At 67.7% G+C, this 14,763-nt stretch carries 11 protein-coding genes and 1 pseudogene; 2 read left to right on the forward strand and 10 right to left on the reverse strand.

What is annotated here, in order from left to right:
* Positions 1 to 44: 44 nt before the first annotated feature.
* Positions 45 to 605 carry a type 1 glutamine amidotransferase domain-containing protein gene (locus FGX59_RS05285; RefSeq protein WP_138465479.1) on the reverse strand — a complete coding sequence of 187 codons (561 nt, stop codon included), beginning with the start codon at positions 603 to 605 and terminating at the stop codon, positions 45 to 47.
* 224 nt (positions 606 to 829) lie between these two features.
* Here FGX59_RS05285 and serS point away from each other — a divergent pair, with 224 nt between their 5' ends.
* Both serS and FGX59_RS05295 read left to right on the forward strand, forming a co-directional pair.
* Positions 830 to 2,125 (forward strand): serine--tRNA ligase, encoded by a 1,296-nt coding sequence (serS, locus tag FGX59_RS05290; RefSeq protein ID WP_138465480.1) that lies wholly within the window; start codon positions 830 to 832, stop codon positions 2,123 to 2,125.
* 188 nt (positions 2,126 to 2,313) lie between these two features.
* Positions 2,314 to 3,252, forward strand: a complete 939-nt coding sequence (locus tag FGX59_RS05295) for a hypothetical protein (RefSeq protein WP_138465481.1) — start codon at positions 2,314 to 2,316, stop codon at positions 3,250 to 3,252.
* 438 nt (positions 3,253 to 3,690) lie between these two features.
* On the opposite strand, the pseudogene FGX59_RS05300 reads toward FGX59_RS05295, so the two are convergent.
* The 9 genes and pseudogenes from FGX59_RS05300 to FGX59_RS05335 form a co-directional block, all read right to left on the reverse strand.
* A pseudogene (locus tag FGX59_RS05300) lies at positions 3,691 to 5,390 on the reverse strand (IS66 family transposase).
* A gap of 8 nt (positions 5,391 to 5,398) precedes the next feature.
* Entirely contained in the window at positions 5,399 to 5,641 is a 243-nt protein-coding gene (gene tnpB, locus FGX59_RS39585) for an IS66 family insertion sequence element accessory protein TnpB (protein WP_370295770.1), read from the reverse strand.
* Positions 5,638 to 5,865: an IS66 family insertion sequence element accessory protein TnpB gene (tnpB, locus tag FGX59_RS39590; RefSeq protein WP_370295772.1), complete on the reverse strand. Its 228-nt coding sequence runs from the start codon at positions 5,863 to 5,865 to the stop codon at positions 5,638 to 5,640. The genes tnpB (FGX59_RS39585) and tnpB (FGX59_RS39590) overlap by 4 nt, the downstream gene beginning before the upstream one ends.
* The gene (locus tag FGX59_RS05310) at positions 5,862 to 6,230 is read right to left on the reverse strand and encodes a transposase (protein WP_138465482.1); all 369 of its coding nucleotides are present in this window, start codon (positions 6,228 to 6,230) and stop codon (positions 5,862 to 5,864) included. The genes tnpB (FGX59_RS39590) and FGX59_RS05310 overlap by 4 nt, the downstream gene beginning before the upstream one ends.
* A gap of 159 nt (positions 6,231 to 6,389) precedes the next feature.
* A complete protein-coding gene (prfB, locus tag FGX59_RS05315) occupies positions 6,390 to 7,511 on the reverse strand; it encodes a peptide chain release factor 2 (RefSeq protein ID WP_138465483.1) in 1,122 nt (373 codons plus the stop codon).
* 138 nt (positions 7,512 to 7,649) lie between these two features.
* Positions 7,650 to 9,692: a calcium-binding protein gene (locus tag FGX59_RS05320; RefSeq protein WP_138465484.1), complete on the reverse strand. Its 2,043-nt coding sequence runs from the start codon at positions 9,690 to 9,692 to the stop codon at positions 7,650 to 7,652.
* A 129-nt stretch (positions 9,693 to 9,821) separates the two neighbouring features.
* A complete protein-coding gene (locus tag FGX59_RS05325; protein ID WP_138465485.1) occupies positions 9,822 to 12,350 on the reverse strand; it encodes a penicillin-binding protein 1A in 2,529 nt (842 codons plus the stop codon).
* A 126-nt stretch (positions 12,351 to 12,476) separates the two neighbouring features.
* The gene (locus FGX59_RS05330; protein ID WP_138465486.1) at positions 12,477 to 13,613 is read right to left on the reverse strand and encodes an N-acetylmuramoyl-L-alanine amidase; all 1,137 of its coding nucleotides are present in this window, start codon (positions 13,611 to 13,613) and stop codon (positions 12,477 to 12,479) included.
* A complete protein-coding gene (locus tag FGX59_RS05335) occupies positions 13,610 to 14,761 on the reverse strand; it encodes a pyridoxal phosphate-dependent aminotransferase (protein ID WP_138465487.1) in 1,152 nt (383 codons plus the stop codon). Before FGX59_RS05335 ends, FGX59_RS05330 begins: the two co-directional genes overlap by 4 nt.
* Positions 14,762 to 14,763 lie beyond the last annotated feature (2 nt).

Here is a 14,763-nt window from a genome sequence, read left to right on the forward strand (position 1 = left end):
CCGTTACGGCCGGGCGCGGATCGCGTCCCGCGGCCGGCCCGGCATCACGCCGCCTTGCGCCTGTGGCGGCCTTCCTCGATCTCCTCGACAATCTTGGCGCAGAACGCGTCCAGGTCGCCGGGATTGCGCGAGGTGACCAGCGCGCGGTCGCAGACGACCGGCTCGTCCATCCAGTTGCCCCCCGCATTGACCACATCGGTCCGGATCGACTTGTAGGACGTCAAGTCCCGCCCGCGCAGGACGTCCGCCTCCACCAGCAGCCATGGCGCGTGGCAGATGGCGGCAAGCGTCTTGCCGCTGTCGAAGAAGCTGCGGACGAAGGACACCGCGGTCCCGTCGGCGCGCAGGATGTCGGGATTGATCTGGCCGCCGGGAAGCACCAGCGCGTCGAAATCGGATACCGACACCTCGCCGACCGTCCGGTCGACGGCGACGGCCTCGCCCCAGTCGCTCTTGTCCCAGCTGCGGATCTCGCCCGCCTCCAGCGAGACGATGACGACCTCCGCGCCCTGCTCCGCAAGCTGGCGCCTGGGTTCGAACAGCTCGCTCTTCTCGAAACCATCGGTGGCCAGGATGGCGACTTTCGCGTCTGAAATCTTCGGCATGTCGTTTCTCCTTCCGTCAGTCCTGATGCGGCGCCGTACCGGCCCGTTGGCCCTCCGCCGCCGCGTCTGCACTGTCAACGGCCGCCTGCGGCAGCTGTTCCTGCCCCCTCGCGCAGCCGTGATGGCGGCCCGCGCGCAGGCGCCCCCGGCGGAGCGGCTTTCCGGCGCTTTCCCCCCGCAGCGGTTTCGTCTAGGAGAGCCGCAAACCATCCCCGGAGGCCCAAATGCACGACATCCGCATGATCCGCGACAACCCTGCCCTGTTCGACGCCGCCATGGCGCGCCGCGGGCTCTCGGGCGTGTCGGAGCAGGTGCTTAGCCTGGACGCCGACCGCCGCGCCAAGATCGCCGCCGCCGAGGCCGCGCTGGCCGAGCGCAATGCCGCCTCCAAGCAGGTCGGCAAGGCCAAGGCCCAGGGCCACGAGGCCGAGTTCGAGCGGCTGCGCGCGCTCGTGGCCGCCAAGAAGGACGAGATCGCCAGGCTCGAAGCCGAGGCCAAGGCCGAGGACGAGGAGCTGCGCAATCTCCTGATGACGCTGCCGAACATCATGTCCGACGAGGTGCCCGAGGGCGCCGACGAGAACGACAATGTCGAGATCCGCCGGATCGGCACGCCGAAGAGCTTCGCCTTCCAGCCGAAGGAGCATTTCGAGCTCGCCGGCGTCAGGAAGGGCATGGATTTCGAAACCGCCGCGCGGCTCTCCGGTTCGCGCTTCGTCGTGCTGAAGGGTGCCGTCGCGCGCATCCACCGCGCGCTGGCGCAGTTCATGCTCGACACCCATGTCGACGCCAACGCGCTGGAGGAGACCTGGACGCCGGTCCTCGTGCTGGAGGAAATGCTCTACGGCACCGGGCAGCTGCCGAAATTCGGCGAGGACAGCTACCAGACCCGCGAAGGCTGGTGGCTGGTGCCGACCGCCGAGGTGACGCTGACCAATACGGTGAACGGCCAGATGGTGGACGAGGCCTCCCTGCCCCGCCGCATGGTCGCCCATACCCAGTGCTTCCGCTCGGAGGCCGGCAGCGCCGGGCGCGACACCTCGGGCATGCTGCGCCAGCACCAGTTCGAGAAGGTGGAGATGGTCTCCGTCGTCAAGCCGGACGAAAGCCGCGCCGAGCATGACCGCATGACCGCCTGCGCCGAGGACATCCTGCAGCGGCTGGGCCTGCCCTTCCGCACCGTGGTGCTGTGTTCCGGCGATATCGGCTTCGGCGCGGTCAAGACCCATGACCTCGAGGTCTGGCTGCCCGGCCAGGACACCTACCGCGAGATCAGCTCGGTCTCCAATTGCGGCGATTTCCAGGCGCGGCGGATGAATGCCCGCTTCCGCCCGGCCGATGGCGGCAAGCCGGAATTCCTGCACACGCTCAACGGCTCGGGCCTGGCGGTCGGCCGCGCGCTGATCGCCGTGCTGGAGAACGGCCAGACCGAAGACGGCGGCGTCGAGCTGCCCGAGGTGCTGCATCCCTATCTGGGCGGCAAGACCCGGCTGACCGCGGAGGGCACGCTCGCCGGCTGAGCCGGACTGCGGCAGCAAGGCGCTTGGCGCCGGCACGTCCTCCCCTGTAGCGTCGGGACAATCGCCCGGGGAGGACGCAGATTGACCACGCATGCCATCGAGCCCCCTGCCGCGGCCCGCCCCCGCTGCAGCGCCCCCGTGATCCCGCCGCGGCGCAGCGCCCCGGCGGGCTGCGGAGGGACGCGCTGATGCAGGCGACGGACCGGACCTTCTGGGCCGTCGAGCCCTGCGATGCGCAGCTCGGCGAGCATGTGCCGGGGCGGCTGGCGATGGAATACGGCACGGACCAGAGCGGCCGCGTCTCCTACCGCTTCAACAGCGCCGGGTTCCGCGGCGAGGACTACGACCCAGACGCGCGGATCCGCATCTGCGTCATCGGCGAGAGCCAGGCCTTCGGCACCGGGCTGCACGAGGAGCTGATCTTCGGCAACCGCGTCGCAGACCACCTGGCCGCCGCGCTCGACGTGCCGCGCGAGGAGGTGAACCTGCTCAATCTCTCGGTCGGCGGCGCCTCCTCGGACTATGTCACGCGGATGGTGCTGAAGCATGTGCCGGGGCTGGAATTCGACCTGGTTCTGCTTGCCTATCCGCAGCCGCAGCGGATGGAGCATTTCAACGGCGAGACCTACGAGCAGTTCGACCTCGCCGCGCTGGCCCCGGGCCGGCAGGAGGGGCTGCCGCGGCCGCTGCGCGGCTACCGCGACCTCAACAACGACCATCTCGGCCGCATCGCGATGCTGAAGAACGTGCTCCTGGCGCAGGGGCTGATGGAGCATGCGCGCATCCCCTACGTGATTGCGACCGAGTTCCTGCGGCCCAACCTGCAGGCACGGCCCTACCTGGCGCCGTTCCTGGGCGCGCTGGACGACCGCTGGGTGCTGCGCCACCGCTGCTTCGTGCTGGGCTTCGACCGGGCTGCGGACGGGGTCCATGGCGGCGCGATGGCCCATGGCGCGCTGGCGATCTCGATGCTGCCGGTCATCGCCGCGCAGTTCGAGCGCCATGGCGAGGAGGATGCGGTGGACCAGCTCACCACCTATCACCGCTACCTGACCGAGACCGATCCCGACTGGCACTCGATGCGCCGCGCGGTCCGCGAAGCACGGGAGCGCGCGCTGCGCACGTGAGCCGCCGCCGCCGGGGTGCACACGATCCGGCTGCACCGCGAAAGGCCGCCATTAGAGAGGATAGGAAGAAGGTTGCGAATGACGTCAAACGGCATCGAAAACTGGCTTTGACTCGGTTTTGATGCGGCCGACCCCGGCGGCGACTTTCTGGAAGACAAGACCAGCTGGGGGCAGCGTTATCATGCTCAGTCGCGGCATCTCGCTTATCCGCCTGAACTTACGTCAGAAAGATAGGGGCCGCGCATGCGCGGTCTGCATCCAAATCGAGCCAAAGCCAGAAGTGCACGCCGATTCACGCCCTGCGAGCTGACACGGCGCAGCCCCTCCGCGGCACCGCGATCGAGCTGATCCAGGAACACGATCCGGCACAGGCCCGGAGCAGCGACCGCTTCCAACGCGCCATCGCCGCAACCACCCGATTTGGACCGCCTTGCAATTTCAGGCGGCGTCGCTCCGGGGCGTTTCTGCGGCCTGAGTCTTCCAGTTCCACGGCAGCAGCTCGTCGAGCCGGTTGATCTTGTGGTCGTGGATGCGGTCGAGGACATCGGCCAGATAGGCCTGCGGATCGAGACCATTCATCTTCGCGCTCTCGATGATCGTCATCGCCCGCGCCAGGGTTTCGCCGCCGGTGTCCGATCCCGCGAAGAGCCAGTTGCGGCGGCCGACTCCGATCGGTCTCATGCCTCGCTCGGCTGCGTTGTTATCCATCGCTACGCGGCCGTCCTCCAGAAACAGGCAGAACGAACCCCACCGGTTCAGCGCGTAGCGGAAGGCTTTCGCAAGATCGCCCTTGCCGGGAATGCGCCCCAGCTGCTGTTCGGCCCAGGCACGGAAGGCCGCGACCCTGGGCGCGCTCCGCTCCTGCCGCACGGCCTTGCGAACCTCTGCGGGTTGTCCCGCGATCTGCCGCTCGATGTCGTAGAGCTTGCCGATGCGGTCCAAGGCCTCGCGGGCGATCCCGGAGCCGGTCGCGGTCCAGACATCATGGAAGTCCCGGCGCAGATGCGCCCAGCACGCCGCCTCGCGGAACTGGGCCGTGCCATCGGTCCCCGGCTCGCAAAGCTCGCGGAACCCGCTATGCGCGTCGGCTTGCAGGATGCCGCCGCTCTCCGAGAGGTGCTTCCGCGGGTGTTCTGCCTTCCGGTCGGTCGAGAACCGGCAGACCGCGCCCGGAGGCGCCGTCCCTGCCGTTGCGCCGGAGGCGCACCTTCGGTGCGACGGCCGCTGGTCGCGGACATAGACCCAGATCCGGCCCTGCTTCACCCCTTTGCCCAGGCCCTTGTCCTTGCCGGAGCGGTCGAGGACCCGGATGGGCGTGTCGTCCATTGCCTGGCAGGCGAATGCATGCATTCGCCGAGAAGGGGCATGCAGCAGGTCAGCGGCCAGGATTTCCCTGCCGATCCGGTCGATCAGCGGCGCCAGCGCCTTCATCGCGCCGCCGCACCAGTCGACCAGGGTGGTGTCGGCAATGTCTGCGCCGAGGCGGGCGAAGATCTCGTTCAGGCGGTAGAGCGGGACATGGTCGTCGAACTTGGACACCAGGATGCAGGCCAGCAGCGCCGCGCCCGCCATGGCTCGCGCGGGATCGGGCGGCTCGGCGCAGGCACCTGCACCATCCGCTCGCAGCAGCGGCGGGATTTCTTCACCCGGGCGATCTCGACGACCTTCAGCTGCGCCGCGATCATGTCGAGCATCTCGCTGACATCCTCGCCGACCACCCGCAAAGCGCCGCCGCAATCAGGACAGCTGTCGCCCGGATCGAGCTCGCGTCGCTCGCGCGGCGTGCCCGGCGCCACCTTCGGGCGGCGGCGCGGCTTCTGCTCCGGCGAAGCGGCGCCCGCAACGGCCGCTTCCGGCTCGTCTTCGCCCTCAGAAGCGTCGATGGTCTCTGCCTCAGCCAGGGCGACCTGCAGATCCTCGAGCGCCAATTCCAGCTGCTCAATCTCCCGCTCGATCTTCTCCGAGGAGGTGCAGAACTTCTGCTTCTGGAGCTTGGCGATCCGCACGCGCAGGGCTTGGACGAGGAGATCGTGGGCGCGGAGCGAGGCCGACATCTTGGCGTTCTCGGCCGAGAGCGCGGCAATCATCACCTTCAGAAGGTCGGGATCATCAGGGAGGTTTACGGCGTTTGCGGACATGCCAAAGCTTACCATGGCAGGGTCCGCAGAGCCATGAAAACAAGGGAAATCAGCGAGATATTCCACCCGGCTCGCGCCGGTGGCGCGCCCCAATCGGGCCGACGCCAATCAATCCCTTCCCAGAGCATGGCCAGTTGCGCTGAGGTCAGCCGCGCTGCCCCGCTCCCCGCCGAAGGCCAGGGAAATTTCCCGCGCTCGAGAACCTTGTAGTACAGGCAGAGCCCCTGGGGCTCCGCCCGTTCTTGCCTCAAACTGTCCCCCGGACAGTTTGCCGCCTGCGGCGGACCGGCGCGAACTCCCAGTACAGCAATTTGATCCTGTCGCCCTTGCGACCGCGAAACGCGAAGACGGCGCCGCTGGCGGGCTTCTGCCGCAGGACATCCTGCGCCAGCGCGGCCAGCCCGGCGATGCCCTTGCGCATGTCGGTGGTTCCGCAGGCCAGATAGACCCGGACGCCGGTCCCGGGACCGATCATGCCGCCTCAATCGCCCGGATCAGCCGCGACAGCGCTGCCGGGTCGAGCGTGCTGTCGAAGCGCAGCCACCGTCCGTTCGCCAGCCGGAGTTCCACGGGTACGGAACTGGTCGCCGACGGTTCCGGCGGCATCTCCTCAGGTGCAGGAAAATCGACGGGCAGGAAAAGCGTGCCGTGATCCCGCGGCCGCAGGCCCTTCTTCTTGAGGACATGCCGCCAGCCATAAATCTGCGACCGCGTCACGTCATGCCGCCGCGCGACCTGCGTCAGCGTCGCGCCGTTCACGCCCACCTCCGACACGATCGCGAGCTTCTCGTCGTCGCTCCACCGTCGGCGCCGTTCCGCGCCAAGGACCTCGCCTCGCATGCACCCTCCGCTCAAGATACGTCGCAAACGACGTCGCTATGAACGTCTTTTACGACATCACGCGAAACGCAGGCAGGAGGTACAAATCGGGCGGATACCCATCGCCCGCGGAATGGTGCCGCAAGGGCGCGCGGCGGTCGGCGAAGGCGCGGCGGCGGGTTACTCGCCCTGGGCTTCGGCGCGGCTCTTGCCCGCCACGTCGAGCGCCAGCGTGGCCGCCATGAACTTGTCGAGATCGCCGTCGAGCACGCCCTGCGTGTCGGAGGTCTCCACATTCGTCCGCAGGTCCTTCACCATCTGGTAGGGCTGCAGCACGTAGCTGCGGATCTGGTTGCCCCAGCCCGCCGAGCCCTTGGCCTCGTGCGCCTCGTTGATCGCCGCGTTCCGGCGGTCCAGCTCCATCTGGTAGAGCCGCGATTTCAGCGCCTTCATGGCGATGTCGCGGTTCTGGTGCTGCGACTTCTCCGACGAGGTCACGACGATGCCGGTCGGATGGTGGGTGATCCGCACCGCCGAGTCAGTGGTGTTGACGTGCTGCCCGCCCGCGCCCGAAGAGCGGTAGGTGTCGATGCGGATATCGGCCGGGTTGACCTCGATCTCGATATTGTCGTCGACCACCGGATAGACCCAGACCGAGGCGAAGGAGGTCTCGCGCGTGCCCTTGCCGAAGGGCGAGATCCGCACCAGGCGGTGCACGCCCGATTCCGATTTCAGCCAGCCATAGGCGTTCTGACCCGAGATCTTGTAGGCGACCGACTTGATCCCGGCCTCGGCCCCGGCTTCCTCGGACTGCATGTCGACCTCGTAGCCATGCGCCTCCGCCCAGCGGACATACATCCGCTGCAGCATCTGCGCCCAGTCGCAGGCCTCGGTGCCGCCGGCGCCGGCATTGATCTCGAGGAAGGTGTCGTTGCCGTCGGCCTCGCCGTTCAGCAGCGCTTCCAGCTCCTTCTGGGCGGCCTTTTCGCGGATCCTGCGGATCGCGTCCTCGGCCTCGGCGATGACCTCCTGGTCGTCTTCCATCTCGCCCAGCTCGATCAGCTCGGCATTGTCGGCCAGGTCCTGCTTGAGCCCGTCATAGGTGGCCAGCGCGTCGACCAGCGCCTGGCGGTCGCGCATCAGCTTCTGCGCCTTCTCCGGATCGTTCCACAGATCCGGATTCTCGGTCATGGCGTTGAATTCTTCCAGCCGGTGCGGCGCGGTTTCGATATCCATCCGCTGGGCAAGGAGCTTCAGCGATTTTTCGATTTCGGCAACGAGGTTCTGTATTTCAGCGCGCATGACAGGTCCGGCCAGGTTTCAGCAAGGCCCGGGTATAGAGGCGGAGCCGGCCGGACGCAACCGATGCCGCGCCAGAACCTGATGCCGGCAAAAGCAATACTGCCGCGCCCGCACCAGAGCGGACGCGGCATGTCCAGTTCAGAAGATGAAGTTGGACGCGGAAAGCTGGCTTTCCGTCACGCCGGCGAGCTGGATCGAGTTCTGTTCGTCGATCGCGATATAGAGGTCTCCCGCGATCGTCTGCGACAGCGCATGGAAGTCCGTCATCGACTCGATCTCGTCGATTGCCGAAAGATCCAGCTTGTCCTTCGACAGATCGAAATCCGTGATGAGATCATCGCCGAACCCGTCCTCGAAGAGGAATACATCCGCGCCCCCGCTGCCGGTCATCTCGTCGTTGCCCGCGCCGCCGACGAGCGTGTCCGCGCCGCTATTCCCGGTCAAGGTGTCCGCGCCATCGCCGCCGAAGAGCTTGTCGTTGCCGCCGCCGCCGTTGAGCTTGTCTCCGCCCGCGCCGCCATAGAGATTGTCGTAGCCATTGTTCCCGTCGAGACGGTCATAGCCGTTGCCGCCCCAGATCGTGTCGAACCCGGCCCCGCCGAAAAGCTTGTCGCTCCCCCCGCCGCCCGAGATCCGGTCGGCCCCGGCCAGGCCCTCGATCCGGTTGCTGCCGTCGTCGCCGGTCAGCGTGTCGCCGCCATTCGACCCCTCGATATCCTCGATGCCGCGGAAATAGTCGCCATCGGCCTGGCCTCCCGAGGCCGTTCCCGCGCCAAGGTCGATGGCCACGGCCCCGCCGGATCCGGCATAGCTGATCATGTCCGTGCCCAGGCCGCCCTTGAGGATGTCCGCGCCGCCGCCGCCGCTGAGAAGATCGTCGCCGAGCCCGCCGACCAGCACGTCGTCGCCGCCGCCGCCATAGAGCGTGTCGCTGCCCTGCGAGCCGACCGCGACGTCATCGCCTGCGCCGCCGAAGATCTTGTCCGCGCCGCTCTTGCCCGCAAGCACGTCGTCGCCGCGCAGTCCGGCAATGCGGTCCGCCCCTTCGGTGCCCAGCAGGTAGTCGTCTTCGCCGCCGATTTCTGTCACCGTGACGCCGTCATCGTCATAGGCGGTCGAAATCAGGTAGCTCTTGCCATTGACCTCGACGAACACCCAGCCAAGAGCGTTGTCATAGGCCGATGCATCGGTGATGTCGTCGATCTGGACGATGCTGTAGTCGTCCTCGATCGAGTAGATGCCGATCGTGGTGCTGGAATAGTCCGCCATCACCAGGAACGGGACGCCGTCCAGGCTGACGGTCTCCAGCGAGCGCGGATAGTAGGTGCCTGCGTCGCTGTCCTCGGTCCGCATCTTGAAATTCAGGCTGCCATTGCCGCCGATCCGGAACACGTCCAGATAGCCCTCGCCTGCGGCCACCAGCACGTTCTCGCCATTCCAGTTGACCGCGGCAAGGCTGTTATAGGCCCGTCCGTCGGCGTAGTTCTGGACCGTGTTCAGGCTTCCGTTGCCGGTATTCGCCTTGAAGACCGAGATGCCGTCCTCGCCGGAGGCGACATAGAGATAGGTCGTGCCGCCGACGACGAAGCTGTCCATCGCCGAGGCGCCGTCGAGGTGCAAATTCGTGGCTTCGGTATCGAAAACCGCGTCCAGCAGGGAAATCTCGCCGGAATTGTCGATCTCGAAGGTCGCGACGGCATCGCCATAGGTTGCCGTTACCGCAAAGACGGCCTTGTTCGCGCCTTCATTCAGCACCTCGATGCTGGCGACATTGTTCAGCGTGCCGGCATAGCCCGCGATGTCCGTCCCGTCGATGGCGCCGACATAGGTCAGAAAGCCCTTGGTCGATCCGCCGGTGCCGATCTGGAAGACCGAAAGCGTGTCGTCATAGGTCGAGCTGACCACGAGGAACTTCTTGTTGCCGACATTCATGACCTTCAGGTCGGACGGATTATTGATCGAAACGCTAGCGCTGTCGGCAACGCTCTGCACCGCCTCGAGCTCTCCGGAGTTCTTCAGTTTCAGGACCTGGACGCCGTCGTCGTAGTTTCCCGTGACGAAGAGATAGACCGTCCCTGCGATCGTGGTTTCGGCGATCTTGTTCGCCCCGTTGAGTTCGGGGGCGTCATATCCATCGTAAATGGAGCTGACCCACTCCAGCGAGCCGGTGATATTCGTCATTGAAATGCCCTTGTCTCTCAGTTGCGTTAACTAATCTTAGCAAACGCAGCCTAGGAGGGCCGGGTTGGTCTGTAAACTATCCGGTTCAGACCGCAGCAAACTGCCGCAACAGGCGCCTGGCGGCGGGCTCTAGTAGAGCCCGCCCGCCGAGATCGTGCCGAAGCTGGCGGCCTTCGGAACCGACTTGCGCTCGCCGGTCGAGGTCATGACCTCGTCGGTGCTGGTGGCCAGCGCCTCGTCGCGGGAATACATCGGCAGCCCCTCGCCCATGGCGAAGCCGCCGTCGATCGCCGCGGCCAGGCCGAAGATCGGGTCGACGCCGTCGCGGAAGTACTCCGCCACCACATTCGCGCCCGAGGCATCCGCCGAGAGCCGCGCGCCGGTGACGCGGTCGATATTGATGAAATGGCCGCCCGGAGGCACGCGGAACGGGCCGCCGCCGTATTTCTTGATCGCGTCCTTCATGAACTCGTTGAAGACCGGACCGCACATGCCGCCGCCCGAGCCGTGCGGGATCGAGCGCGGCGTGTCGTAGCCCATGAAGCAGCCCGCGACGATGTTCGACGAGAAGCCGATGAACCACACGTCCTTGGCGTCGTTGGTGGTCCCGGTCTTGCCGGCGATCGGCACCGGCAGGTTCACGTAGCGCGAGGCGGTGCCGCGGTCCACCACGCCCCGCATCATCGAGGTCAGCTGGTAGGCGGTGATCGGATCCATGATCCGCTCACGGTGGCTGACGATGCGCGGCGAGGTGCCGGGCGGGACATAGGAGACCTCGCAGTCGACGCAGTCGCGGTCGTCATGGCGGTAGGTGGTGCGGCCGAAGCGGTCCTGGACGCGGTCGACCAGGCTCGGCTCCACCCGCTCGCCGCCATTGGCGAACATCGCATAGGCCGAGACCAGCCGGAACAGCGTCGTCTCCTCGGACCCCAGCGCGTTGGCGAGGTGGGTGGCCATGTGGTCGTAGACGCCGAAGCGCTCGGCATATTGCGCGACGACCGGCATGCCGACCTCGTTGGCGAGGCGCACGGTCATGACGTTGCGCGAGCGTTCGATCCCGGTCCGGAGCGGCGTCGGCCCGTAGTACTTGTTCGAGGCGTTCTGCGGCCGCCACATCGTGCCGTCGCCATTGGGGAACTCGATCGGCGCGTCGATGACAATCGTCGCCGGGGTGTAGCCCGAATCCAGCGCCGAGGCATAGACGAAGGGCTTGAAGGACGAGCCCGGCTGCCGCGTCGCCTGGGTGGCGCGGTTGAAGACCGAATCCTGGTAGGAGAAGCCGCCCTGCATCGCCAGCACGCGGCCGGTATTGACGTCCATCGCCATGAAGGCGCCCTGCAGCATCGGCACCTGGCGCAGCGACCAGCGGTCGAGGCTGCCATCCTTGTTCAGGAGCTTCTTGACCAGCACCACGTCGCCGACCGCCAGCAGATCGCCGGGATTGCTGGTCTTGCGCACCCAGCCGAGATCGGCCGAGGTGATGACCTGGGTCTCGGGGTCGCGCGGCTCGTTCTCGATGCCGAGCTGCGCGGCGCCGCCCTCGACCGACAGGACGACGGCGGGCACCCAGCCCTCGATGTCGCGCGGCGCCTTCTCGTTCGGCACGTCGAAGAGCGCCTTGCGCCAGGTCGCCTCGTCGGCCAGCTGGTCGGGCTCCAGCGTCACGCCGGTGCCGCGCCAGTTGCCGAAGCTGCGGTCGTAGTTCTCGAGCCCCTCGCGCAGCGCCTTCTCGGCGGCGGTCTGCATCTGCGGGTCGAGGGTCGAGCGCACCGAGAGGCCGCCGGTGAAGAACTGCGTCTCGCCGAAGTCGCGGCTGAGCTGGCGGCGCACCTCGTCGGTGAAGTAGCCGCGCGGCGGCAGCGACTGGCGGAAACCGGGGATGTCGCCGCTCTGCACCGTCTTCAGCGGCTGGGCGATCGCCTCGTCGGCCTCGGCGTCGGTGATGTAGCCGTTCTCGCGCATCTCGCGCAGCACGTAGTTGCGGCGCCCCACGGCGTCGTCGTAGTCGCGCACCGGATGCAGGGTCGAGGGCCGCTGCGGCAGCGCCGCCAGATAGGCCACCTCGCCCGGGGTCAGGTCCGAGAGCTTCTTGTTGAAATAGGTCTGCGCCGCGGCGGCGACGCCGTAGCTGTTCTGGCCCAGGTAGATCTCGTTGAGATAGAGTTCGAGGATCTTGTCCTTCGACATCGTCTCCTCGAGACGCGCGGCCAGGATCAGCTCCTTGATCTTGCGCTCGGCGGAGCGGTCGGAGCTGAGCAGGAAGTTCTTCATCACCTGCTGGGTGATCGTCGAGGCGCCGCGCAGCCGCTTGCCCTGCGCCGCGTCGAGCCCGGCCTTGATCATCCCCAGCGGGTCGTAGCCCTTGTGGTGGTAGAAGTTCTTGTCCTCGGCCGAGATGAAGGCTTCCTTCACCAGGTCGGGGATCTCCGAGGACGGCGCGAAGAGGCGGCGCTCCTCGGCGAATTCGTCGATCAGCGCCCCTTCGGAGGAATAGACCCGGCTGATGGTCGGCGGCGCGTACTGCGCCAGCTGCTCATGGTTCGGCAGGTCCCGGCCGTACATCCAGAACACCGCGCCGATGATGAGGACGCCCAGCACGGCGCCGATGGTGAGGAAGCTGAAAATCGCTCCGAAGAAGCTGAAGATGGCGCGCAGCACCGCGTATTCCTTGTCCTTGGGTTGCGGTCTTATAGTCGCAACCCCTGCCGGGGTCAAAATCACAATCCGGACGGAAGGCGAGCCTCCGCCGACACCCGGGACCGGCCCGGGAAAAGCCCCCGGACGCTACTCTGCCTTGGCCTTGCTCCAGTCGCGGATGCCGCGGGCCAGAGCCCCGGCCATCTGGCTGCGCCAGGCCGGATCGACCAGCCGGGCCCGGTCCTCGGGTTCCGAAAGATAACCTAGCTCGACCAGCACCGAAGGCACGTCCGCGGCGCGCAGCACGACGAAATTCGAATGCTTCTGCGGCGTCTTGTAGAGCGCGATGCCCGCGCTGCCCATTTCGCCGACCAGATCGGCCGCCAGCGCGTCGCTGGCCTCGAGCGACTGCTCGCGCGCCAGCTCCATCAGCACCCGCAGCGTGGCGTCGTCGACCGAGCCCGCATCGCTGGCCAGCGCCTCGCCGCCCAGGCGGTTCAGCAGGAACCGGTCGCCCGAGCCCGAGGCGCCCTCGGGCAGGCTGTGAACCGAGGCGCCCGACGCATGCCCCTCGGGCACCGCATCGGCATGGAGCGAGACGAAGACATCCGCCCCTGCCCGCACGGCCCGGGCCACCCGCTCGGACAGCGGCACGAATCTGTCATCCTCGCGGGTCAGGCTGACCTCCATCCCCTCGTCTTCCAGCGCCGCCTGCAGCTCGCGCGCCAGGCGCAGCACGACATCGGCCTCGCGGATGCCCTCGTACTGCGCGCCCGGATCCTGGCCGCCATGGCCGGGATCGAGCATCACGTGCAGCTTGTAGCCGGCAGCGGGACGTTCCGGCATCACCGGCGCCGGCGGCTCCTTCCAGAGCGCGGCCAGCCGCCCGAAGGTCGCCTCGTCGGCCTTCTCCAGCCGCAGCTTCAGCCGCGCGCCGCCCGCCTCCGGCCAGGCGATCACCGCGCTGTCGAGGATCTGCGGATGCTCCAGCGGCAGCTGCAGCTCGGTCGTCAGCCCGCGCGGCACCAGCACCGGCTGCGGCCCCTTGCGCGGCGCGCCCGCGACATCCACCACCGACTGGAAGCGCACCACCAGCCGCGCCGGATCGGAGGTCACGCCGACCGCGTAGGGCACGGCCTCGGACATCGCCAGATCGACGCTCAGCCCGCCGCCGAACCAGTCCGCGCGGATCTTCGACTTCTCCAGATCGACGACCGGCGCCTCGCCGGGCAGCGCCAGGGCAAGCGAGGGCCAGAGCAGCAGCGCCAGGGCGGGAAGCCTCATGCCGCGGCCTCGCGCGATGCCAGGAAGTCCTCCAGCCGGTCGAGCCCCTCGGCGACATGCGCCGTGCCGCGGGCATAGCTGAGCCGGATGGTGCGATGACCGCGCACGGGATCGAAATCGAGCCCCGGCGTCACCGCCACCCCGGCCTTCTCCAGGATCTCGGCGGCCAGCGCGCGGCTGTCCTGCGACAGGTGCCCGGTATCGGCATAGACATAGAAGGCCCCGTCCGGCGAGGCGAATTTCGGCAGCCCGATCTGCGGCAGCCGCTCCAGCAGCAGCTTGCGGGCGGCGGCATAGTCGGCGCGGTGCGCCTCGAGCGCGTCGATCTCGCCAAGCGCGGCCAGCGCGGCGACCTGGCTGGCATGGGGCGGGCAGATGAACATGTTCTGCGCCAGCCGCTCCACCGTGCGCACGTCGCGCTCGGGCACCACCATCCAGCCGACCCGCCAGCCGGTCATCGAGAAGTACTTCGAGAAGGAGTTGATCACCCAGGCGTCCTGGCCGATCTCCAGCGCCGAGACCGCGCGCGCCCCGTAATGCAGCCCGTGATAGATCTCGTCGGAGATGAAGGCGGTGCCGCGGGACTTCGCCTGGGCGATCAGCGCGGCGAGCTGCGGCTTGTCGAGCATCGTGCCGGTCGGGTTCGCGGGCGAGGCCACCATGATCCCGTCGAGCCCCTCGGGCACGTCGACCGGCTCCAGCACATGGCGCGCCGCGTCGCGGGTCGGGATGCCCACCGGCACGCAATCGAGCGCCTTGAGGATCTGCCGGTAGGAGGGATAGCCCGGCTCGGTCACCCCCACCCGCGCCCCGGCATCGAAAAGCGCGGTGAAGGCCAGCAGGAACGCGCCCGACGACCCGCTCGTCACCACCACGCGGCCGGGATCCAGGTCGACCCCGTACCAGCGGTTGCAGAGCGCGGCGATGCCCGCGCGCAGCTCCGGCAGGCCGAGCGCCACGGTATAGCCCAGGGCGTCGCTCTCCAGCGCGTCGGCCACGGCGCGGCGCGCGGCGGCAGGCGCCGGGCTCGAGGGCTGGCCGACTTCCATGTGGATGATCCGGCGTCCCGCCGCTTCGGCCTTGCGGGCGGCCTCCATCACATCCATCACAATGAAGGCATCAATTTCGGCGCGGCTTGCGGTGGGCATGC

Origin of the sequence: Poseidonocella sp. HB161398, from assembly GCF_005870025.1 — a bacterium.
Lineage (GTDB): Bacteria > Pseudomonadota > Alphaproteobacteria > Rhodobacterales > Rhodobacteraceae > Mangrovicoccus.